This window comes from Patulibacter ginsengiterrae (genome assembly GCF_056269115.1).
Map to the genome: position 1 here is coordinate 269,604 of NZ_JBWDOG010000001.1, position 20,665 is coordinate 290,268.

Annotated in this window: 19 protein-coding genes; 5 read left to right on the top strand and 14 right to left on the bottom strand. The window is 72.2% G+C overall.

Annotated features, from left to right (window positions below; translation table 11 throughout):
• Nucleotides 1-246: 246 nt before the first annotated feature.
• The 6 genes from ACVUH9_RS01170 to ACVUH9_RS01195 all read right to left on the bottom strand — a co-directional run bounded on the left by ACVUH9_RS01170 (nucleotide 247) and on the right by ACVUH9_RS01195 (nucleotide 5,962).
• On the bottom strand, nucleotides 247-891 hold the full coding sequence (locus tag ACVUH9_RS01170) for a M15 family metallopeptidase (protein ID WP_475753121.1): 645 nt from the start codon (nucleotides 889-891) through the stop codon (nucleotides 247-249).
• Between the two features lie 182 nt (nucleotides 892-1,073).
• Nucleotides 1,074-1,886 carry a phytanoyl-CoA dioxygenase family protein gene (locus ACVUH9_RS01175; RefSeq protein WP_475753123.1) on the bottom strand — a complete coding sequence of 271 codons (813 nt, stop codon included), beginning with the start codon at nucleotides 1,884-1,886 and terminating at the stop codon, nucleotides 1,074-1,076.
• A 140-nt stretch (nucleotides 1,887-2,026) separates the two neighbouring features.
• Nucleotides 2,027-3,367, bottom strand: a complete 1,341-nt coding sequence (locus ACVUH9_RS01180; RefSeq protein WP_475753125.1) for a UDP-N-acetylmuramoyl-tripeptide--D-alanyl-D-alanine ligase — start codon at nucleotides 3,365-3,367, stop codon at nucleotides 2,027-2,029.
• A gap of 3 nt (nucleotides 3,368-3,370) precedes the next feature.
• Nucleotides 3,371-4,012, bottom strand: a complete 642-nt coding sequence (gene vanX, locus ACVUH9_RS01185; protein WP_475753127.1) for a D-Ala-D-Ala dipeptidase VanX — start codon at nucleotides 4,010-4,012, stop codon at nucleotides 3,371-3,373.
• On the bottom strand, nucleotides 4,009-5,061 hold the full coding sequence (gene vanA, locus ACVUH9_RS01190) for a D-alanine--(R)-lactate ligase (protein ID WP_475753129.1): 1,053 nt from the start codon (nucleotides 5,059-5,061) through the stop codon (nucleotides 4,009-4,011). Before vanA ends, vanX begins: the two co-directional genes overlap by 4 nt.
• Nucleotides 5,054-5,962: an NAD(P)-dependent oxidoreductase gene (locus tag ACVUH9_RS01195; RefSeq protein ID WP_475753978.1), complete on the bottom strand. Its 909-nt coding sequence runs from the start codon at nucleotides 5,960-5,962 to the stop codon at nucleotides 5,054-5,056. Before ACVUH9_RS01195 ends, vanA begins: the two co-directional genes overlap by 8 nt.
• A 220-nt stretch (nucleotides 5,963-6,182) precedes the next feature.
• On the opposite strand from ACVUH9_RS01195, the gene ACVUH9_RS01200 reads away from it, so the two are divergent.
• From ACVUH9_RS01200 to ACVUH9_RS01210, 3 genes are all read left to right on the top strand, one after another.
• Nucleotides 6,183-6,878, top strand: a complete 696-nt coding sequence (locus ACVUH9_RS01200) for a response regulator transcription factor (protein ID WP_475753131.1) — start codon at nucleotides 6,183-6,185, stop codon at nucleotides 6,876-6,878.
• Nucleotides 6,871-8,010 (top strand): sensor histidine kinase, encoded by a 1,140-nt coding sequence (locus ACVUH9_RS01205; RefSeq protein ID WP_475753133.1) that lies wholly within the window; start codon nucleotides 6,871-6,873, stop codon nucleotides 8,008-8,010. The genes ACVUH9_RS01200 and ACVUH9_RS01205 overlap by 8 nt, the downstream gene beginning before the upstream one ends.
• 92 nt (nucleotides 8,011-8,102) lie before the next feature.
• On the top strand, nucleotides 8,103-10,406 hold the full coding sequence (locus ACVUH9_RS01210) for an FUSC family protein (protein WP_475753135.1): 2,304 nt from the start codon (nucleotides 8,103-8,105) through the stop codon (nucleotides 10,404-10,406).
• A gap of 114 nt (nucleotides 10,407-10,520) precedes the next feature.
• Here the strand turns inward: ACVUH9_RS01210 and ACVUH9_RS01215 are convergent, their stop codons facing one another.
• From ACVUH9_RS01215 to ACVUH9_RS01245, 7 genes are all read right to left on the bottom strand, one after another.
• Entirely contained in the window at nucleotides 10,521-10,679 is a 159-nt protein-coding gene (locus ACVUH9_RS01215) for a hypothetical protein (RefSeq protein WP_475753137.1), read from the bottom strand.
• A gap of 1 nt (nucleotide 10,680) precedes the next feature.
• Nucleotides 10,681-12,504, bottom strand: coding sequence for a dipeptide ABC transporter ATP-binding protein (locus ACVUH9_RS01220; protein ID WP_475753139.1), 1,824 nt, complete (start codon nucleotides 12,502-12,504; stop codon nucleotides 10,681-10,683).
• Nucleotides 12,501-13,322: an ABC transporter permease gene (locus tag ACVUH9_RS01225; RefSeq protein ID WP_475753141.1), complete on the bottom strand. Its 822-nt coding sequence runs from the start codon at nucleotides 13,320-13,322 to the stop codon at nucleotides 12,501-12,503. The genes ACVUH9_RS01220 and ACVUH9_RS01225 overlap by 4 nt, the downstream gene beginning before the upstream one ends.
• Before the next feature lie 23 nt (nucleotides 13,323-13,345).
• Entirely contained in the window at nucleotides 13,346-14,308 is a 963-nt protein-coding gene (locus ACVUH9_RS01230; RefSeq protein WP_475753143.1) for an ABC transporter permease, read from the bottom strand.
• Nucleotides 14,309-14,341: 33 nt separating this feature from the next.
• Entirely contained in the window at nucleotides 14,342-16,024 is a 1,683-nt protein-coding gene (locus tag ACVUH9_RS01235; RefSeq protein ID WP_475753145.1) for an ABC transporter substrate-binding protein, read from the bottom strand.
• Nucleotides 16,025-16,101: 77 nt separating this feature from the next.
• Nucleotides 16,102-16,947, bottom strand: a complete 846-nt coding sequence (locus ACVUH9_RS01240; protein WP_475753147.1) for an endonuclease/exonuclease/phosphatase family protein — start codon at nucleotides 16,945-16,947, stop codon at nucleotides 16,102-16,104.
• A 2-nt stretch (nucleotides 16,948-16,949) separates the two neighbouring features.
• Nucleotides 16,950-17,825, bottom strand: coding sequence for a MurR/RpiR family transcriptional regulator (locus tag ACVUH9_RS01245; protein WP_475753149.1), 876 nt, complete (start codon nucleotides 17,823-17,825; stop codon nucleotides 16,950-16,952).
• Nucleotides 17,826-17,904: 79 nt separating this feature from the next.
• Here ACVUH9_RS01245 and ACVUH9_RS01250 point away from each other — a divergent pair, with 79 nt between their 5' ends.
• Complete coding sequence (locus tag ACVUH9_RS01250) at nucleotides 17,905-19,419, top strand: YmdB family metallophosphoesterase (RefSeq protein ID WP_475753151.1); 1,515 nt, start codon at nucleotides 17,905-17,907, stop codon at nucleotides 19,417-19,419.
• Nucleotides 19,420-19,598: 179 nt separating this feature from the next.
• Entirely contained in the window at nucleotides 19,599-20,006 is a 408-nt protein-coding gene (locus ACVUH9_RS01255) for a hypothetical protein (protein ID WP_475753153.1), read from the top strand.
• A gap of 18 nt (nucleotides 20,007-20,024) precedes the next feature.
• Here the strand turns inward: ACVUH9_RS01255 and ACVUH9_RS01260 are convergent, their stop codons facing one another.
• On the bottom strand, nucleotides 20,025-20,642 hold the full coding sequence (locus tag ACVUH9_RS01260) for a TetR/AcrR family transcriptional regulator (protein WP_475753155.1): 618 nt from the start codon (nucleotides 20,640-20,642) through the stop codon (nucleotides 20,025-20,027).
• Nucleotides 20,643-20,665: the final 23 nt, after the last annotated feature.

The following is a 20,665-nucleotide window of genomic DNA, read 5'->3' on the forward strand; positions in this document are numbered from 1 at the left end:
CCGATGTGCCTCGGCCCCACGCTCGCCGCGGGGCGCGAGCGCACGGTGGCCGGCGATGCAGGTCCACGTCCGGCTCATGCCGTGCGCAGCGCCACCGTGGGTGGCATCCGCGACGCGCGAACGGCCGGCAGCAGACCCGCGCCGATCAGGGCGACCACCGCGAGGGTGACCAGCCACAGTGCTCTCGTCATCTCCTTCCCTTGTCGTGATGGCGTTCGCCGCCAGTTCCGTACCGAGCGTGGTGGGTCACTGCTGCATCCTTGGATCATGGGTCGGGTCGGCGTACGTCTCGGGGCAGCCCTGGGCGACGGCGTTCGGGCGCAGCTCGAAGTGCCACGGCTCGTTGCCGTAGATCCGGCACAGCCCGTAGGCGGCGCCGTGCTCGGACAGCCAGGCGGCGGCGCCGGTGGGCCCGATGTCGACGGCGTCCCCAGACACGTGCGCGGACGTGGTCGGAGTGGCCACCCAGCGGGCCGCTTCCGCTTCGGAGCCGTACGTCGCGATGGCCTCCTGGAGGAGGTGCTTCTGATACTCGGGGGAGCGCCAACCGCTGTCGACGAGGAGCTCGATCCCGCTGTCGGCGGCCGCCGACGCCGCCTGGCGCAGGGCGGCGAGGAGCGCCGGGTCGAGGTTGGCCACCCCCCGGACCTGGTCGTCGAAGACCGTCGTGCCGTCGGGGATGGCGCCCGCGTCCTCGCCGAGGGCAGCCCGGAACTCGGGGCCAGGATCGTGGTGCTCGCCGCGAAGGTGGTCGATCGCGGACGACGACGTCAGCGGCTGGTAGCCGGCCGCGACGACGATCGCCGCGATCGCGACGAGCAGGGCGGCGAGGCGCCTTCTGCGAATCCGCGTGCGGCGGATCACCATTCGTGCCGGTTCGGTGGTGGTCACGCCACCAGTCAAGACCGCCTGCTGTTGCCGGCCCGTATGCGGTTCTCGATACGCCGACGATATGTCGGGTCGCGTCGCCGGTCGACGCGACGACGCGCCTCCGCGTCGGGCGTCGACGGCCACCCCGCCGGCACGCCGGGCCGACGGGCGGCCACTGCCGGCCGCCCCGCTCGCGGCGCGGGTCATGCGGCCTCCTGGATCTCGCTGGAGCGCGGATCGAGCGGCAGCTCGCCGGCGGCCCAGTAGAACGGGTCGACCGTCTGGTCTCCGAGCAGCTGCCGACGGATCGGCGACAGGCCAGCCCACTCCGGCACGGCCTCGAACGGGGTGTCGCGCGAGGTCAGCCACCGGAAGCTGTACGCCATGAACAGCGCGCGGCGCACGCGTGCGCCGAGGTTGTCGCGCCGGCGGTGCCAGAGTCGCGCGTCGAACACGGCGACCGTGCCCGCCGGACCGAGGAGCGGCACGCCGTCGGGCTGGTCCTCGTTGGGGTAGCGCGACTGCGTGTCGAGGTGGCTGCGCGGCACCACCTCGAGGGCGCCGTCGTCGGGCGAGTCCACTTCGGTCAGGTAGACCGCGACCTTCAGGGTCACCCGGGGCTGGTCGCGCCACAGCAGCCGCATGTCGCGGCCCAGCAGCCCGTTGTCACGGTGCCAGCGGCGGGCCCCGGTGGGCGGGTGGGGCGGGTGGGGCGGGTGGACGTCGAGGTGGGAGTGGTTGACGTAGACGTTGGGCGAGAGCAGCTCGGTCGCCAGGGCCAGCAGCGGCGGCCAGTCGACGACCTCCGCCAGATCACGGTGCTGGGCCAGGCCCGACAGCTGGTGCAGCTGCCCGCCGGTGGCGGCGTCGGCGGAGCGCGCCGCCACCTCGTCGACCGCCCGCCGCAGGCGGCCGGCGAGGGGCCGCTCGAGGGCGCCGACGACGCACCAGCCCTCCTCCGCCACCGCGTTGGCCATCGCCGCTGTCGTCGTGCTTGCCGACTTGTCGTAGCTCATGCCCCCACTCAACGCTCCGCGGGGTTGCCGGCCCGTATGCGGTTTTCGATATGTCGGCGATACGCCCGGCTCGGGGAAGCGGGCGGAGCGCGGCCGCGGGCCGGGGATGCCACCGGCCCCCGGACCCCCGGGCGCGGTCGTCAGGCTGCCGCCCCGGGAGTGAGCGATGGTGCGCCCACCGCCCCGCCGTAGGCGCGGACCACATCCTCGAGTCGCGCCACGCGGCTGCCCTTGATCAGCGCCGCGTCGGCGGGGCCGATGGTGCGCAGCAGCGCGACGGCGTCGTCGACGCCGGTCACGTACGCCTCGCCGTAGAGGTCGGTCCCGTAGCCGACCACGTCGATCCCGAGCTGCTCCGCCAGCCGCGCGATCCGGCGGTGCTCGAACGCGCCGTGCTCGCCCAGCTCGGCCATCACTCCGAGCAGCGCCAGCTTGCGCTCGCCCGGCAGCGCGGCCAGCGAGCGCACGGCCGCGTCGGCCGACGCCGGGATCGCGTTGAAGCAGTCGACGACCAGGACGGGACCGCCGGGCAGCTGGTGGACCTCCATCCGCCAGGGCGAGCCCTGGCTCTCCTCCAGGGACGCCGCCACGGCCTCGATCGGGACCCCGCACCACAGCGCGGCGGACGCCGCGGCCAGCGCGTTGGTCACTTGGTGGACGCCGCGCAGCCCCAGGCGGACCTCGGCGCGACCCCAGTCCGACGACAGGCGGAACCGCGGGCGCAGGTCGCGGTCCAGCGTGATGTCGTCGGCCCGCACGTCGGCGTCGGCGTCGCTGCCGTACCGCAGCACGGGGCACGCGCTCAACGGCGCCATCTCGCGGACGCGACGGTCGTCGGCGTTCAGGACCGCGACGCCCGACGCCGGCAGAGCGGCCACGAGCTCGCTCTTGGCGCGCGCGACCCCGTTGAGGTCGCCCAGATACTCGACGTGCGCCAGGTCGACCCGGGTCACGATGCCGACGTCGGGACGGGCGACCTCGGCCAGCCGCTCGATGTCCCCCTCGCGCCGGACGCCCATCTCGAGGACCACCCATTCCGGAGTCTCGGGGGCGCCCAGCAGCGTCAGCGGGAGCCCCAGCTCGTTGTTGAACGAGCGCTCGCTCGCGGCGGTGCGGAACGTCGACGCCAGGCAGGCGGCAAGGAGGTCCTTCGTGGTGGTCTTGCCGACCGACCCCGTGACCGCGATCGCCCCGCCGACCCGACTGCGCGCCAGCGCCCCGAGGCGCAGCAGCGCGGCGCCGGTGTCGGGCACGCGGATGGCCGTCCCGCCCACCGGCTCGCGTGCGGTGAGGTAGGCCGTCGCGCCGGCCGCGAGCGCGGCCGGGACGAAGTCGTGGCCGTCGCGCCGGGCCGCGATCGGCACGTAGAGCTGCCCCGGGCGGATCGTCCTGGTGTCGATGCTCGCGCCGTCGACGACGACATCGGGCCCGATCAACTCACCGTCCAGGTGGGTCGCCAGCTCCGCGGTCGAGAAGCGCACGCCTCAGCCCGCCGTGCTCGTCGACATGGCCAGGTCTGCGGCGATCGGGAAGTCGAAGTAGGTGTCCGGATGCGGCTCGTGGGCGAGCGTGTAGTGCCACCACTCGCAGTCGTAGGGCGCGAAGCCGCAGGCCGTCATGATCGAGCGAAGGTGGCGACGGTTCGCCGCCTCGTCCGGCGCGATCGCGGGCGCCCCGTGACGGGAGACCGGATCCATCAGGTCGTAGCCGCCGCCCATGGCCGCGAGCTCGCCGGTGGCCAGGCGATAGAGCGTCAGGTCGACGGTGCTGCCGCGACTGTGGCCCGACCTCGCGGCCACGTACCCCTGGTCGACCATCTCGGCTCGCTCGATGTTGGGGTAGTGCCGCGACTTCGTCCGGCCGTCCTCCGCCTGCTCGATCCAGCGCAGGAAGCTGTCGACGGCGTGCTGCGGGCGATAGCCGTCCCAGAGCAGCAGGCCGAAGCCCAGGGATGCGGCCGCGTCGCGAGCGTCGCGCAGGGCCGCGCACAACGCGGTGGTGCCGACGATCCGGTTGACGAGGTACCCGTCCACCGGCTTGCCGGTGAAGTTGTCCCAGGTCGCGTACTTCGCGTCCCAGCGGATCCCGGGCACGAGCTCGTCGACGAAGGCGAAGTCGCCGCTCATCGTCCGCCTCCGTCCAGCGCTAGCGCGAGCAGCCGGTCGAGCACGTCGCCGAGCGGCAGTCCGGCCGCCGCCATCATCCGCGGGTAGCGGCTGTAGGACGTCAGGCCGGGCAGCGTGTTGACCTCGTTGAGGACTACGCGGCCGTCCGCCTCGAGGAACAGGTCGACCCGCGACAGCCCGCGGCATCCGAGGGCGCGATAGACCGCCTTCGCGGTCTCCTGCACGAGCGCGCGCGAGGCCTCCGGGACGTCGGCGGGCACGGTGACGGTGGCGTTGTCCGAGCCGCTCTCCGGATCGTCCTCCTGGTGGATCCGGAAGAAGCCGTGGGAGAGGGCGATCTGGTCGACCTCGCCGGCCAGGAGCTCCCGGTGGTCGCCAAGGATCGCGCAGCCCACCTCGCTGCCGGCGACGGCCTCCTCGATCAGCACCTTCGCGTCGTAGCGACGCGCGGCGCGGATCGCCTCCGGCAGCCCGTCGGGATCCGAGACCTTGGTGACGCCGAACGACGAGCCGGAGCGGGCCGGCTTGACGAAGACCGGGTAGGCGAGCTCGGCGGGATCGAGCTCCTCGCCGGCCGCGACGGTCCGGAAGCTCGGCGTCGCGATGCCGGCGGCCCGGGCCACCATGTACGTCAGCGACTTGTCCATGCAGAGGGCCGAGCCCTGGATGTCGCAGCCCACGTAGGGGATCCCGGAGAGCTCCAGCAGCCCCTGGATCGCGCCGTCCTCGCCGAGCGTGCCGTGCAGCACCGGCAGCACCACGTCGAGGCGGATCGTCTCCCAGCGGGCGGGCGGGCCCTGCTCCAGCACGAGCAGCCCGTGCGTGCCGCGGTCCGGCGACAGCACCACCGGACGGTGGCGGCCGTGCTCCCAGTCCGCGTCGGGGCGGTCCTCGCAGAGCCGCCAGGCGCCGTCCGCGGTGATCCCGACGTAGTACGGCTCGTGCTTCTCGAGACCGAGGTGGCGTGCCACCTCGTGCGCCGACTTGACGGAGATCGGATGCTCCTCGGAGCAGCCGCCGAAGAGGATCCCGACCTTCGACCTACGCATGCCGGACCCCGCCTTCGAAGGTCAGGCAGCCGATCAGGCTGGCCTCGACGGCGTCGCGCAGCGCGTGGTCCGTGCAGTAGGCGATGTGCGGGCTGATCAGCACGTTCGGCAGCTCGTGCAGCCGCCGCAGCTGGTGACTCGGGATCGGCTTGTCGCTCCAGTCGGCGTAGAAGATCCCCTCCTCGCCCTCGACGACGTCGAGCGCCGCGCCGCCCAGCCGGCCGCTCTCGAGGGCGGAGATCAGCGCCTCCGTCTCGATCAGCCCGCCGCGTCCGGTGTTGACGACCACAGCGCCGCCGCGCTTGATCCGCTCGATCCGGCGGCGATCCAGGAGGTGGTGCGTCGCCGCCGTCAGCGGCGTGTGGAGCGTCACGACGTCGCTCTGCTCGAGCAGGGCGTCGAGCGCGACGTAGTCCGCGGAGGTCGTGGGCCGCGGGTCACAGGCCAGCACGCGGCAGCCGAACCCGCGCAGTCGGTCCAGCACCGCGGCGCCGATTCGTCCCGTTCCGATCACCCCGACGGTCAGGTCGCGCAGCTCCCGCCCGCGGAGGTCGCCCAGACGGTAGTCGTGGACATCGGCCCGCCTGATGACGGACCGGGCGTGTCGCAGCGCCATCAGGATCAGCATCAGCGTGTAGTCCGCCACGCTGTCGGGCGAGTAGGCGACCGTCTCGACGACGATCCCCACACGCTGCGCGTAGTCGACGTCGATGTGGTTGTCGCCGATGCTGCGCGTGGAGACGTACCGCACGCCGGCCTCGCTGAGCGCGAGCAGCGTGGGGTCGGTGACGCGGGTCTTGTGCCCGATGCTCACGCAGCGGTTGCCGACCGCGAGCCCGACGGTCGCTTCCGAGAGCGGCGCCGCGGTGATCGTCGGCACCACGCCGAGGCGCCACGCCATCTGCCGGCACAGGGCCGCCTCGTCCTCCGTGCAGCCGTAGATCGTGGCCCCCACCGTCGGGGCGACCGGGGAGCATGAGGACGCCGGCGGGCGTGCGGGGCGGGCCACGGTTCGTCTGGATGCGTTGCGGAGCATGGCCGCAGTGAACGCTGCGGCCTGTTGCCAGCCCGTATCCGGTTTTCGATACGCCGACGATATGCGCCGGCGTTAGCCTCGAAGCGTGCGTGTGCTGATCGTTGAGGACGAGCCGTACATGGCGGAAGCCATCCGCGACGGCCTACGCCTGGAGGCGATCGCGGCGGACATCGCCGGCGACGGCGACGCCGCGCTGCGACTGTTGAGCGTCAACGCCTACGACATCGCCGTCCTCGACCGCGACATCCCCGGGCCCTCCGGTGACGAGCTCGCCAAGCGGATCGTCGCCTCCGGCAGCGGCATGCCGATCCTCATGCTCACCGCGGCCGACCGACTCGACGACAAGGCCTCCGGGTTCGAGCTCGGCGCCGACGACTACCTGACGAAGCCGTTCGAGCTCCAGGAGCTCGTGCTCCGGCTGCGCGCGCTCGACCGCCGGCGCGCCCACCACCGGCCGCCGGTGCGTGAGATCGCCGGTCTGCGGCTGGATCCGTTCCGCCGCGAGGTCTACCGCGACGGCCGCTACGTCCCGCTGACCCGGAAGCAGTTCGCGGTGCTCGAGGTGCTCGTCGAGGCCGAGGGCGGCGTCGTCAGCGCCGAGGAGCTGCTGCACCGGGCGTGGGACGAGAACGCCGACCCGTTCACCAACGCCGTGCGGATCACGGTCTCGGCCCTCCGCAAGCGCCTCGGCGAACCGTGGGTGATCGCCACCGTCGCCGGGGCCGGCTACCGGATCGACGCCCAGCCCGACGGCGGGCGCGAGGGAGGAGACCGTGGATAGAGCCCCCGGCTTGAGCGCTCGCCTCAAGCTCACCCTCAGCTACGCCGGCTTCCTGATGCTCGCCGGCGTCCTGCTGCTCGCGGTCGTGTGGGTGTTCCTGCTGCGGTACGTCCCCGATTCCAACGACCATGCGATGCCGCCCGGCCGGATGGTGCTGATCACCGGTCCCAGCCGATCCGCGCTCCTGGACGCCTTCGTGCCGAAGGCCGCGATCGCGCTCGCCTCCCTGCTGGTCTTCGGTCTCGTGGGCGGATGGATCCTCGCGGGGCGCATGCTCACCCCCCTGGCGCGGATCACGAACGCCACCCGCGTGGCCACAGCCGGATCGCTGGGCCACCGAATTCAGCTGGAGGGCCGCAACGACGAGTTCCGCGAGCTCGCCGACAGCTTCGACGCCATGCTCGCGCGACTCGAAGCGCAGGTCGCGGAGCAGCAGCGGTTCGCCGCCAACGCCTCCCACGAGCTGCGGACCCCGCTGGCGGTCACGCAGACGTTGCTCGACGTCGCCCGCAAGGATCCGGACCGCGACAACGGCGAGCTCGTCGAGCGCCTCCACGCCGTCAACGCGCGGGCGATCGAACTCACCGAAGCACTGCTCCTGCTCAGCCGCGCCGACCAGCGGTCCTTCGCCCGAGAGCACGTCGACCTGTCCCTCGTAGCCGAAGAAGCCACCGAGACGCTCCTCCCCTTCGCAGAGAAGCGCGGCGTCACCATCGAGACCTCCGGCGACGCGACCCCCACCATCGGCTCACCCGCGCTCCTGCTGCAGATGGCGACGAACCTCGTGCACAACGCGATCGTCCACAACCTGCCCGGAGACGGCACCGTGTGGGTCACGACCAGCGTTCGCCCCGAGAGCGTGACGCTCACCGTCGAGAACACCGGCGAGCAGCTCACCCCACAGCTGGTCTCCACCCTCGGCGAGCCGTTCCTGCGCGGCACCAGTCGCATACGTACCCACGACGCAGGCGTCGGCCTCGGCCTGGCGATCGTCCAGCGCATCACCGACGCGCACGACGGAACCCTCACCCTCAGCCCCAGGGCCGGAGGAGGGCTCTCGGTCACGGTGCACCTGCCCGCCGCGCCAGAGCGCGCGACGCCAGAGCCCCCGCGCGCGGCGATCGGCGCGTGACGGCGGAGCACGTCAATCAGGTGCTCGACGAGGCCTCTCGCGTCCCAGGGTCGTCGCGAGCCGAGCCGTGATGCTGCTCGGTCGATCGCTTGATGCCACACCCCGATGTACGTTGCGCCAATGCAACGATCGAGCGGCTGAGCGGCGACGAGCGTGCCGACCACCGCGATGCCGAGCGGCGGGTCGTCGTGAGCGACGCCGACCGCATCGCGCGGGGGTGGTCGACGCTGCGGCGGCCGTTCGCACACCTGGACCGCTACGTGCTCGGGACCGCGGTGCGCGCGGCGATCGTCATCCCCGTGGTGCTCGCGCTGGCCCTCGAGGTCCTCGACGAGCCCGGGATCGCGTCGCTGGCCTTCTTCGGCACCATCGCGATGCTCCTGTTCGCCGACTTCGGAGGTCCCCCGCGCACCCGGTTGCTCGCCTACGTCGCGTTGATCGCCGCCGGAAGCGTCCTGGTCGTGATCGGCACGCTCTGCTCCTCCGACCCGTTCCTCGCCGCGGGCGCGATGGCGGTGATCGGCTTCGCCCTGCTGTTCGCCGGGATCCTCAACAGCTACGTCGCGGCCGGATCGCGAGCCGCGATCCTCGCCTTCGTGCTGCCGGCGATGGTGCCCGTGGCGACCGACCCCCTCTCCCACCGGCTGGCCGGCTGGCTGCTGGGCTGCACCGTGGCGCTGCTGGCGCTCGCGCTGCCGTGGCCCCGGCGCCCACCCGACCAGCTGCGGGCGCGGGTGGGCGCCGCGATCCGCGCGCTTGCGGACGTCGTGACGGCGTCCGCCGCCGTGGACCAGCGGGTGCCCACGCAAGCCCGCGAGGCCTCGACCGCGGCGATCCGGGACATGCACCACGTCTACTTCGGGGCACGGACGCGCCCGACCGGCACGGGCGCGCGCGGCGCCGCGCTGGGGCAGCTCGTCGAGGACGTCGTCTGGCTCGACGCGACGCCGCTGCCGTCGCCGTCGCAACGCGCGGCGGACGTCGGCTTCCCCGAGACCGAGGTCCGTACGAGCGTCGCCGACGTGCTCGGCGCCAGCGCCCGGCTGGTGGATCGCCCCGACGCCGAGCCGCCGGACCTGGCGGCGCTGCTGCGCGCGCGCAGCGTTGCCGGCGACCACTTCATGCAACGGGTCGACCAGTGGCGGGCCGGCGCCGACATCCCTCTCGCGGCCGACCTGGACGAGAGCTTCCGGCTGCGATCGCTCTCCTACGCCGCGTGGCAGCTCGGCAACGACGCGCTGCGCGTGGCCGGCCGCGTGCCTTCCGAGGAGCCGCCCGACCGGCCGCCGCGACGCTCAGGGGAACGGACCAGCACGGTCCACGACGTCGCCGCCGCGCACGTGACGATGCGCTCGGTCTGGCTGCGCAACAGCCTGCGTGGCGCGGTCGGCCTCGCGATCGCGGTGCTCGTCAGCCAGCTCGCCGACGTGCATCACGCCTTCTGGGTCGTGCTCGGCACCCTGGCGGTGCTGCGCTCCCAGGCCCTCACGACGGGCGTGACGCTGCTCCAGGATCTGGCCGGCACGACCCTGGGGATCGTCGCCGGCGGGCTGCTCGTGTACCTGGTGGGAACCGACACGACGCTGCTGTGGGCGCTGCTGGTGCCCGTCGCGGTGGTCGCCGTCTACGCGCGCAAGGCGCTCTCCTTCCTGGCCGGTCAGGCGGCCTTCTCGTTCCAGATGCTGATCGTCTTCAACCTGATCCAGCCGTCCGGCTGGCGGATCGGACTGGTGCGGATCGAGGACGTCGCGATCGGCGCGGCGATCAGCCTGCTCACGGCGCTGCTGCTGTGGCCGCGCGGCGCCTCCGGCGTGTTGCGCGACGATCTCGCCGAGGCGTACGAGCGCAACGCCGAGCACCTGATCACGACGGTCCGCGGCTTGCTCGATCGGCCTGCGGCGTCCGCACCCGACCGGCTCGCGCAGGCCGCGAGCGCGTCATCGGAGCGGCTCGACGCGACGCTGCGCCAGTACCTGTCCGAGCGGGCGCACCACGTGTCCTTCGACGACCTGTCGGCGCTCGTGGCCGGCGTGACGCGGCTGCGCCGCGGGGTCGAGCAGCTGAGCGGCGGGCACCATCTGCTGCGGCCGATGCCCGCGGCACCTCCCTCCCCCGCCGTGCGCGCCAACCAGGCCGCGTTGCGGCGCGAGATCGACGCACTGGACGGCTGGTACGCCGCGCTGGCCGACGCGATCCGTCGCTCCAAGCCCCCACCGGTCGCGCCCGGCGCCGTGACGACCGTCCTGCGCCTCCAGGCGCAGGGCGCCGCCGGCGCCGCGGACGAGCTTCCGCAACGGCTCGTCATCGCCTGGCTGCACGAGCACCTCGCCGCCCTCCAGGGGCTCGAGCCGCGGCTGGCCGCAGCCGCGGCCGAGCTCGCGCGCGAGGCGCACTGACGTCAGCCAGGGGCGATCCAGGCCCCGTGGACGCCTGGTGACTCATGAGGACGCCCGGCCCAGCCCCGGGCGGGTCGTGTTCGACGTCGCCGGGCCAGGAGCCATCGCGGTCGGCTAGATCCTGGGCGGGTCGGTTCTCGGCGGATCTGCGGCCGGCGGATCCTTGCGCGGCCGGTCCACGACCGGCGGCTGCTCGACCGGTCTGTCGGCGACCGTCACCGTCCGCGTCTGCTCGCTGCGGTTGCCCAGCGCGTCGGTCGTGGCGACGGTCATGTCAGGCCTCACCGGTCCCTGCGGCGCCCGACGCGGCGACGAGCGTCCGGGTGTAGTCCGCCCGTGGGTCGCGCAGCACCACGTCGGTCGCACCCGACTCGACCACCTTCCCGCGGTGCATGACGTAGACGCGGTCGGTCACCTGGCGCACGACCGAGAGGTCGTGGGTGATGAACAGGTAGGCGATCTGCCGCTCCGCCCGCAGCTCGTCGAACAGGTTGAGGATCTGCGACTGGACCGACACGTCGAGCGCCGAGACCGGCTCGTCGCAGATCAGCAGCCGCGGACGCACGGCGAGGGCGCGGGCGATCGCCACCCGCTGACGCTCGCCGCCCGAGAGCAGCTGCGGCCGGTGTCGGGCGTAGTCCGGCGACAGGCCGACCGAGCGCAGCAGGTCGGCCAGCTGCGCGTCGACGTTGCGTGCCGCCCGATCCCGGGCCAGGATCGCCTGGCGCAGCGTCCACCCGATCGTGCGCATCGGGTTGAGGCTCGAGTACGGATCCTGGAAGACCATCTGCACGACGCCGCGCAGGTGTCGCCGGACGTCGGGGCGCAGCGCTGCCCAGTCGTCGGCGGGCACGCCGTCGATCACGATGCTGCCCGCCGAGGCCCGCTCGAGGCCGACGAGCATCCGTGCGAGGGTCGTCTTGCCGGAGCCGGACTGGCCCACGATGCCCACGCTCTCCCCCTCCCGCAGCTCGATCGACACGCCGTCGAGGGCGGGCACCGCCGCACCGCGGAAGAGCTTCCGCACGTCGCGCACCTCGACGAGCGACGCAGCGCCGCCGTCCGGCACCCGAGGCGCCGCCTCGGCGAGCGCCACGTTGCTCAGGCCCGCCATCTCGCTGCGGATCACGGGCCACCGCGAGCACGCCGACCGGCGGCCGGGAGCGACCTCGACCAGCGGCGGAGCATTCCGGCGGCAGGCATCGTCGACCCAGCGGCAGCGCGAGGCGAAGACGCAGCTTCCGGTCACCTGGTCGGCCGTGGGCACCGCGCCCGGGATCGTCATCAGCCGTTCCACCCGACGGTCGGACGGCGGCTCGGAGAGGAGCAGGCCCTGCGTGTACGGGTGCTGTGGCTCCCGACGCAGCGCGGCGGCCCCTCCTGCCTCGACCAGCGACCCGGCGTACAGCACGTTGATCCGGTTGCAGGTCGAGAACGCGACCCGGAGGTCGTGCGTGATGAGCACGAGCGCCATGCCGCGCGCCTCCTGCAGGCGCTTGATCACCGCCAGGATCTCCTGCTGCGTCGCCACGTCGAGCGCGGTCGACGGTTCGTCGGCGATCAGGATCTCCGGGTCCCGGGCGAGGGCGGCCGCGATCGCGACGCGCTGACTCATCCCGCCCGAGAGCTGGAACGGGTAGCGGTGCGCCACGCTCTCGTCGTGGATCCCGACCTCGGCCAGGCGCCGTGCGACCTCCAGCCGTCGGGCCGCGCGGCCCATCGCCCGGCCCGACGGCAGCGACTCGGCGACGATCTGCCCGCAACGCAGAAGCGGATTGAGCATCGTGAACGGGTCCTGCATGATCAGGCCGATCCGCCCGCCGCGCAGCGCGCGCTGCTGCGGCCCCGACAGCTCCAGGAGGTTGCGTCCCTGGTGCCGAACCACGCCGGAGGCGGCGACCCCGTGCGGCAGCAGGCCGACGATCGCGCGGGCCGTCATCGACTTGCCGCTGCCCGACTCGCCGACGATCCCGACCGTCTCCCCCGCGCGCACCGAGAATCCGACCGACGAGACGATCGTCCGCGCACCCTCGCGGCGGGGTTGCTCGATGCGGAGGTCCTCGACCTCGAGGATCGGCTCGCCGTCGACTGCGGTCATCGTGATGCTCCTCGGCTCGAGAGCCGCTCGTAGAACCAATCGCCGATCAGGTTGATCGACGTCGCGGCGAGCACGATCGCCACCCCAGGGGCGAGGATCGACAACGGGTTCTGGAAGAGGTCCTGGAAGCCCTCGGCCAGCATCAGCCCCCAATCGGGACTGCCTGGTGCCAGGCCGAAGCCGAGGAACGACAACCCGGCCATCGCCGTCAACGAGGCCGCGAAGACGATGAACGCGTTGGCGATCGCGACGGCCGCGACGTTCGGCCAGACGTGGAGGAACATGATCCTCGTGTCGGAGATCCCGAGCGTTCGGGCCGCCTGCACGTACGGGCGCGGCGCCTGCTCGAGCGTCGCGCCGCGCACGACGCGGGCGTCGAACGGCGCGGTCAGCACCGTCAGCAGGCCGACCGCCGCCCAGTAGCTGGTGCCGAGCACGCCCAGCACGATGATGATCACCAGCAGGGCGGGCACCGACCACATCAGGTCGACCCACCGCATGACGATCGCGTCGAGCCGGCCCCCGCGGTAGCCGGCGAGCAGCCCGAGGACGTTGCCGATCAGCATCGAGCCGATCGCGATCACCAGCGGACCGACGAGCGCGGAGCGCGCCCCGACGATCAGCCGCGAGGCGACGTCACGCCCGAGCGAATCCGTTCCGAGCCAGTGCGCACCGCTCGCTCCGGCCAGGATGTTGCCGGCGTCCTGGGCGCTCGCGCTGTGGGGCGCGACCACCGAGCCGAGGACCGCGGCGACCACGACCACGGCGATGATCGCGCCGCAGACGACGATGCCGAGCAGGCCGATCCGTCGACCCACCGTTCCCGGTTGCTGCATCGCGCTCATGCCTGCCGCCCGAGTCGGATGCGCGGATCGACGGCCACCAGCAGGAGGTCGGAGAACAGGCCGACGAGCACCACCACGGTCGCGATCAGGACCGCCATCGCCTGCAGCATCGGGATGTCCTGCTGGGCGGCGGACGTCACCAGCAGCGCTCCGAGGCCGGGCAGCGAGAACGCGGTCTCCACGAGCGCCGCGCCGACGATCTGGTGCGTGAGGACGATGCCGCTCATCGTCACGAGCGGGATCAGCGCGTTCCGCAGGGCGTAGACGATCAGGATCCGCTTCCGGGACAGGCCCCGCGCACGGGCGAACATCATGTAGTCCTGGTCGACGACCCCGAGGATCGCCGCCCGCACGGTCTTGACGACCGCAGCGGTGCTCGTCAACGCCAGCGCGACGGCCGGCAGCGTCATGTGCCACAGCTGGTCGACGAACCCGGAGCCGCCGCCGTAGACGGGGAACAGCTCGAGCACGACGCCGAACAGGTAGATCAACGCCATCCCCCCGACGAACGACGGCGTGCTGAGTCCGACGATCGAGGCCCCGACGATCGCCCGGTCGACCCCGGTGCGCCGACGCAGCGCGGCGACGATGCCGAGACCGACGCCGAGCACCATCACGATCGCGAACGCGTACAGCCCGAGGAACAGCGACGTCGCGAGGCGCCGGGCCAGCTCGTCGGTAACGGGCATCTGGGTCTGGATCGAGTCCCCGAAGTCCAGCTGGACCGCGTGGCTGAGCCAGATCCAGTACTGCTCCAGGAACGGCTGGTCGAGGTGGTACCTCTCCGTCAGCGCCTGCACGGTCTCCGCGGTCCGGGGCGTCGTGCCCAGGAGGACCTCGACGGGATCGCCCGGCGCGATGGACAGCAGCGAGAAGACCGCGAACGACACGACCACCAGCAGGGCGAGCAGCATCGCCAGGCGGCGGGCCACGAACGCGACGGCCTCTCCGCGACTCATCGTCGGTCCTCCCGTGCTGTCCAGGACATCCGGCTAGCTCCCGGCCGTGATCGTGAGCGGCCAGTCCGTCGGCAGCCACTTGCCGGCGTTGGCGACGCTGAAGCCCTTGCGCAGGTAGACCTGCTCCGTGCCGAGGAACAGCGGCAGGAACGGCACGTCCTCCGCCATCGCCGTGACGATCTTGGAGTAGAGACCGAAGCGCTCGTCCTTGTCGCTCGTCGCCAGCGACTGCGCCCACCAGTCGTTGAACTCGTCGGTGCCGTAGCCGGCGAAGTTGTACGAGCCCTTCTTCAGGCTGGCCGCGCCCAGGTAGCCCGCGTACCCGCTCGGATCACCGGAGCTGCTGCAGCCGCCAGCGTAGTTGAGCGTGGTCCACCGCTCGGCCAGGTTCGCCTGTCCTTCGTTGGCGATCCACGCGGCGTACTGCACGAGCCGCGGCTTGATCTTGATGCCGGCCGCCGCCATCTGGGCCGCGAGCACCTGCATCACGTCACCCGAGGGCCCCCACGTGTAGTACGTGAAGTCGGCGTTGACGCCGTCGGGGTACTTCGACTTGGCCAGCTCGGCCTTGGCCTTCTCGACGCTGTGCTCGTACTGCGGCACCGACGCGAGGAGCGCCTCGACGTCCTGCTTGCTTCCCACGGTCTCGAGACTCGGGGTCGCGATCAGCGTCGGGTTGGCGCCCGGCGTCACCGCCCGCGCCCCGCTCGCCTTGATCAGCGCGTCATGGTCGATCGCATGGGCGACCGCACGGCGCACGTGCACGTCGTTCCACGGCGCCTTGCGGACGTTCATCGAGATGAACGGCGAGGTGCACGACCGGAACGAGACCTCCTGCACGTCGGAGCCCGCCGAGGCCTCGAAGGCCGACGCCCGCGATGCCCCGACGCCCGCGTCGATGCTGCCGGAGCGCATCGCCAGCGCCAGGCTCGTCTCCTTCGCGAAGAAGTTCAACGAGAGCTTCTTGATGCCGACCTTCCCGCCCCACCAGTTCGGGTTCGCCGTGAGCTCGACCTCACCCGAGGACGGATCGAACCGCTTGGGCTCGAACGGGCCGGTGCCCATGATCAGGGTGCCGGGCTTGCCCATGCTCCCCTTGTGCTCCTCGGCGAACTTCTTCTGGAAGATCGGGGCCATCGGGTGGCTGACCTTGCTGGGCCACGACGCGTCGGCCTGCTTGAGCGTGACGACCACCGTGTACGGGTCCTTCGCCTTGGCGCTCTTGAACGACGGCCACGGGAACGAGCTGATGCTGGTCGGCTTCGACAGGTAGTTCATCGAGTAGACGACGTCGTCGGCCGTCAGCTCCGCGCCGTCCCAGAACTTGACGCCGTGGCGCAGGTGGTAGACGTAGGTCTTCGCGTCGGGCTGCGTGACCTTCTCCGCCAGCGCAGGCTGCGGCACGCCGGCCGCGTCGATCTCGGTCAGCCGCTCCATGAAGAACTGATCGACCAGATGGGCCGTCTGGTCCGTGCTCGGATCCATGCTGCTGGTCGGCTCGGAGGCCGACAGCCCGATCCGGAACTGCTCGATCGGCTTGGCCGCCGCAGCGGCGTCGGTCGAGGGCGCCGCACCGTCGGCCGGGGATTCGGATCCGCCGCAACCGATCGTCAGCGTCGAGACACCGATCACGAAGGCGCTGGCCAACAGGACGGAACTGCGGTTGCGGCGCCACGAAGCGCCGCGGGACGCTTGGTCACCACGGGGGGTCTGCACGAGAACTCCTGTTCTTCGGGGAGAGGCTGTTGCTTGGGGAGAGGAAGCACGACGCGGATCGCTCCGCGGACGGCGGATCAGCGCGGTGGCTGCACGACCAGCTCGATCTCGGCGAGCACGCCGTAGTGATCGCTGGCGGGGGGATCGGTGAGGACGACGTCGCAGCGGACGATCCGCGCGTCGACGTCGGGGTGGGCGAACGGTCCGCCGACGAGGATGTGGTCGATCCGTCGTTGGTGCGGGATCTGGATCCAGCCCAACGCCGTCGTCGCGGCCACGCCGGGGTTGTCCGACGTCCACGTGTAGCCCGGTCCGCCGTCGCCGGCCTGCACCCAGGCGTCGCGGAAGTGCACGCTGCGGCCGTCGAGCACGCCACGACCGGTGTAGAACCGCATGCAGTCCGCGTCGGGAGTGGCGTCGAAGTCGCCGGCGATGATGCTCGGCGCCGGGCCACGCAGCTGCTCGTCCAGGGCGGTGATCGCGATCGCCTGGCGACAGCGGTCGGCCTCGTGGTCGAACTGCGCCGACGGCTTGACCGCGTGGAACAGCAGGTCGACGCCGATCGGCAGCGGGATCACCGCGGCGATCGTGCAGGCGCCGACCACCGTGCCGGGCAGGAGCGTCCCCACCGTGCGGGCCGGCGCCCACCGCGAGGCGAGGGCGGTACCGCCCCACGACGGCGCGTCGATCAGGTCGAGCTGGTGCACGGCGTGCAGGCCGGAGTCGCCGAGCAGCCAGCCGAGCTGGTCGTAGTCGTCGGTCCGCACGACCTCCTGCAGCGAGATCAGGTCGGGCTGCAGCTCGGCGATGCCCGCCCGCAGCAGCTCCTGGCGCTCGGGCGCGCCGTCGGTGTTCCAGACGTTCAGCGTCAGGACGCGCAGCGTCATCGAGCGGCCGACGGCCGTGGAGATCGTGTCAGTCATGGTCACAGCTGGGATTCGGCGTGGATCGCGTCGGCGACGCGGCGGGCTTGCAGCGCCGTCTGCTCGTCGCGCAGGACCGTGGCGACGTACAGCGCGTCGATCACGGCCAGGTGCGCGAAGCGACTCGCCATCGCCTCCACGCGCACCGAGACCGCCGCCGCGCCCGCGATCAGCGGGTGATCGACCGACGACGCCAGGCGAGAGCGGGCGAAGCTGGTGATGGCCGCGGTCGTCGCGCCGGTCGCGGCCGCCGCCTGGACCGCCGCGAAGCTCTGCTTGGTCGCCCCGGTGTGGCTGATCACCAGGCACAGGTCGCCCGGCGTCAGCCGCGTGCACGCGAGGCGCTGTGCGGTGTCCGTCGCCGGTGCCTCGGCGGGGCGGCCGATCGTGGACAGCCGGTAGGCGGCGTCCTCGGCCAGGATCAGCGAGGGCATCGCCCCGATCACGCAGATCCGCTGCGCGCGCAGGATCGCCTCGACGACCGCCTCGAACTGCTTGACGTCCAGCGTCGCGGAGACGTCGCGCACGGCGCTGACCGTGGAGCCCAGCACGTCGGCCACGACGTCGGCCGTCGGCGACCCGCTGCCCAGGCTCTGCGCTTCGTGCAGGAGCCCCGAGGCCGGAGCGTGATCGCGAGCGAGCTCGAACTTCAGGTGCTGGAAGCCGGAGAACCCGAGCTCCTTGCAGCAGTGGATCACCGTCGCGTCGGACACGCCCGCCGCGGCGGCGACCTCGGCCACGGTCAGCGACATGAGCGAGCCTGGCGCGTCCATCAAGACCCGGGCGACCTTGGCGTCGCTCGGCCGCAAGGCCGGCAGCGCGGAACGGATCTGGGCCACGACGGCTGGGGCCACCGGCGGCTGAGAAGGGGACGGCATGCGGTGCATGTTAGGCCCGGCCCGCCGATGAGCAAGTAAATTTTCTGTTATCGGCCAAGTTGTGAATATGCTTGCTCGCGTGACCCAGCAGCAGCCTCCCCCCACGCCCGAGACCTTGGCCCGCATCCTGTTCGTCGGCGACGTCGTCGGCCCGCTCGGACTGACCGCGGTCGAGTCGCTTCTGCCGCGACTGCGCCACGACCATGCGGTGGACTTCTGCGTGGCCAACGGTGAGAACTCCTTCGACAACGGCGCCGGCCTCGACGAGACCGGCGCCGCTCGCCTGCTCGCTGCGGGCGTCGATGTGATCACCACCGGCAACCACGCCTACGACGCCCCAGGCGCTGACTCGCTGCTCGGCTCCGACTCCCCGATCGTGCGCCCGGACAACCTTCCGCGGCACGGGAGCGGCCGGGCCGGCCTGGTCGTCGAGCGTGACGGCGTGCGGCTCGGCGTGGTCAACGTGATCGGAGGGCGAGAAGGGCAGGCACCGATCTCCGCCTGCGACGGCGCCGAGCATGAGGTGCAGCGGATCGCGGAGCTCTCGGACATCGTCCTGGTGGACGTCCACGCGTCCTGGCCGGCGGAGAAGCTGGCGTTGGCGTGGATGCTGGACGGGCGCGTCAGCGCGGTGCTCGGCACGCACACTCACGTGCCGACCGCCGACGCCCGGATCCTCCCGGGCCGGACGGCCTACGTGACCGACGTCGGGATGACGGGCGCTGCCGACGACGCGCTGATCGGCTTCGAGCCGCAGGACATCGTCGGCAACGAACGCGTGGGCCGGCCCGCGCTGCCGACACCGGTGACCACCGGCGACGGCGTCCTGATGGCGATGCTCGTGACCGTCGGGCTCGACGGGCGGTCGACCGCGATCGAGCGGGTGACGGCCCGCGCGAAGGCCCCCACGGGTCGGGCCGCTGGGCGGGAGCGGCCAGCCGCCGCGATCTTCGACTGCGACGGGCTCCTCGTCGACTCCGCGGCGTCGTGGCAGGCGGCGTACGAGCGCGTGCTCGAGCTCCGCGGGCGCGAGCTCGATGACGAGCTGCTCGCCCGCCTCAACGGCGCGTCCGTCGCGTCGGCGGCCGCGGTGCTCGAGGTCCCGGTCGCGGCCCTGCACGACGCCCTCACCGAGGCCTTCGAGACGGGCCCATCGCCGACCCCCATGCCGGGCGCCCGCACGCTGCTGGCCAGCCTGTTCGGACGCCTGCCGATCGCGGTCGCCACCAACGCTCCGCGCGAGCTCGCGACGCTCGCCCTCCAGCGCGCCGGCCTCGATCGATACCTGGACGCCGTCGTGAGCGCCGACGGCGGCCCCGGGAAGCCCGCCCCCGACGTGTACATCGCCGCCTGCGCGAAGCTCGGCGTCGCCAGCTCGCGCGCCGTCGCGCTCGAGGACTCGCCGGTCGGCGCCGCCGCCGCGCAAGCCGCCGGACTGCGACTCGTCTACATCCCCTCGATGCCAGGAGCCAAGGTCAGCTCCGACCTCGAGGCGCGCCGCCTGGACGATGATGCCGTCGGAACCGAGCTGCTCGGCACACGCGAGCGGACTGCGTACCCAGTCGCCCTCGAGGACGCCGACGTCTCGGTCTGACCACCGCCGCGGTTCAAGCCGTGGTCACAGGGCTGGTTCGGCGAGACTGGGCTCTTGCATGTTCCAGCCCACGGACCGAAGCGACCTATGTACGACGTTTCCGGAACACGCCCGAGCACCGCGCAGACACCGAGCAACGTAGTCCCTTCCCGGACACCGCCGAAACTGGTCAGCTAGGCATGCGCTACGACCTCTGGATCTGCCGCCTGGGCGCGCTCGCCGTTGGCATCACAGCGGGCGGGATCTACGTCATCAGGCATTTCGGCCACCCGTTCGCCCCTTTTGAGCCCCGTGCTGACGTTGTGGCCCTGGCCATCGTTGCCGGCGTGGCGTGTTGGCTCGTCATCTCGCTCGAGATCGCCAAGCAGCGAGAAGGCGTGGGCGCCCGCGTGGCTCCGGGACTCGCCTTGAGTGCCATGGCCGGCGTCGCCCTGGCCGTCACGTCGAGGAGTAGTGATTGGCCCCTCACGACCTCTGACTCGGCGATCATCTTCGCGATCGGCCTGCTCGGCAGCATCGGGGTCCTGATCGTGCCGGGATCGCTCCGCGACAATCCCTGGTCCAGGTCGAATCTCGAGCGCGACTGAGAACGCCGGCCGGACGCCTCAGGTCCGGGGTCGCAGCCCGAGCACGAGCTGCTCGGCGGTGGCGCGGACCAGGTCGGGCAGCGCCACCGGATCCAGCAGACCGGCGTTGACCATCGTCGCCAGCCCGTGGACGCCGGCCCAGGCCGCCAACGTCACCTGCTCGGCGTCGCCCGCGACGACCTCGCCTTCGGCCTGGCCCGACGCGATCAGTTCGAGCGGCGCCGCGAACGCCCGCTCGGCCGCCGCGTAGAGCCTGTCCGACGCCCCCGGGCGGTGCTTGCCGGCGAACATCACGTCGAGCAGCGCGGCGTGCTCGGTGGCGAACACGACGTAGGCGACCGCGACCGCACCGAGCCGCTCGACGAAGCCGTCGGCCGGCTCCTGCAGCGCCTCGTCGAGCGCCTCGCCCAACCGTCGGAAGCCGTCCTCGGCCAGCGCGTCGAGCAGCGCCTGCTTGTCGACGAAGTGCCGGCGGGGCGCGGCGTGGCTGACCCCGACGTCGCGGGCGATCGCCCGCAGCGAGAGCCCGTCGACCCCAGTCTCGGCCAGCAGCTCCTCGGCGCGGGCGAGCAGCGCACCGCGCAGGTTGCCGTGATGGTACGGCCGAGGGATGTCGGTGTCGGTCGGGGACGCCACCGCCCCAGCCTAGCGCCGAGCGC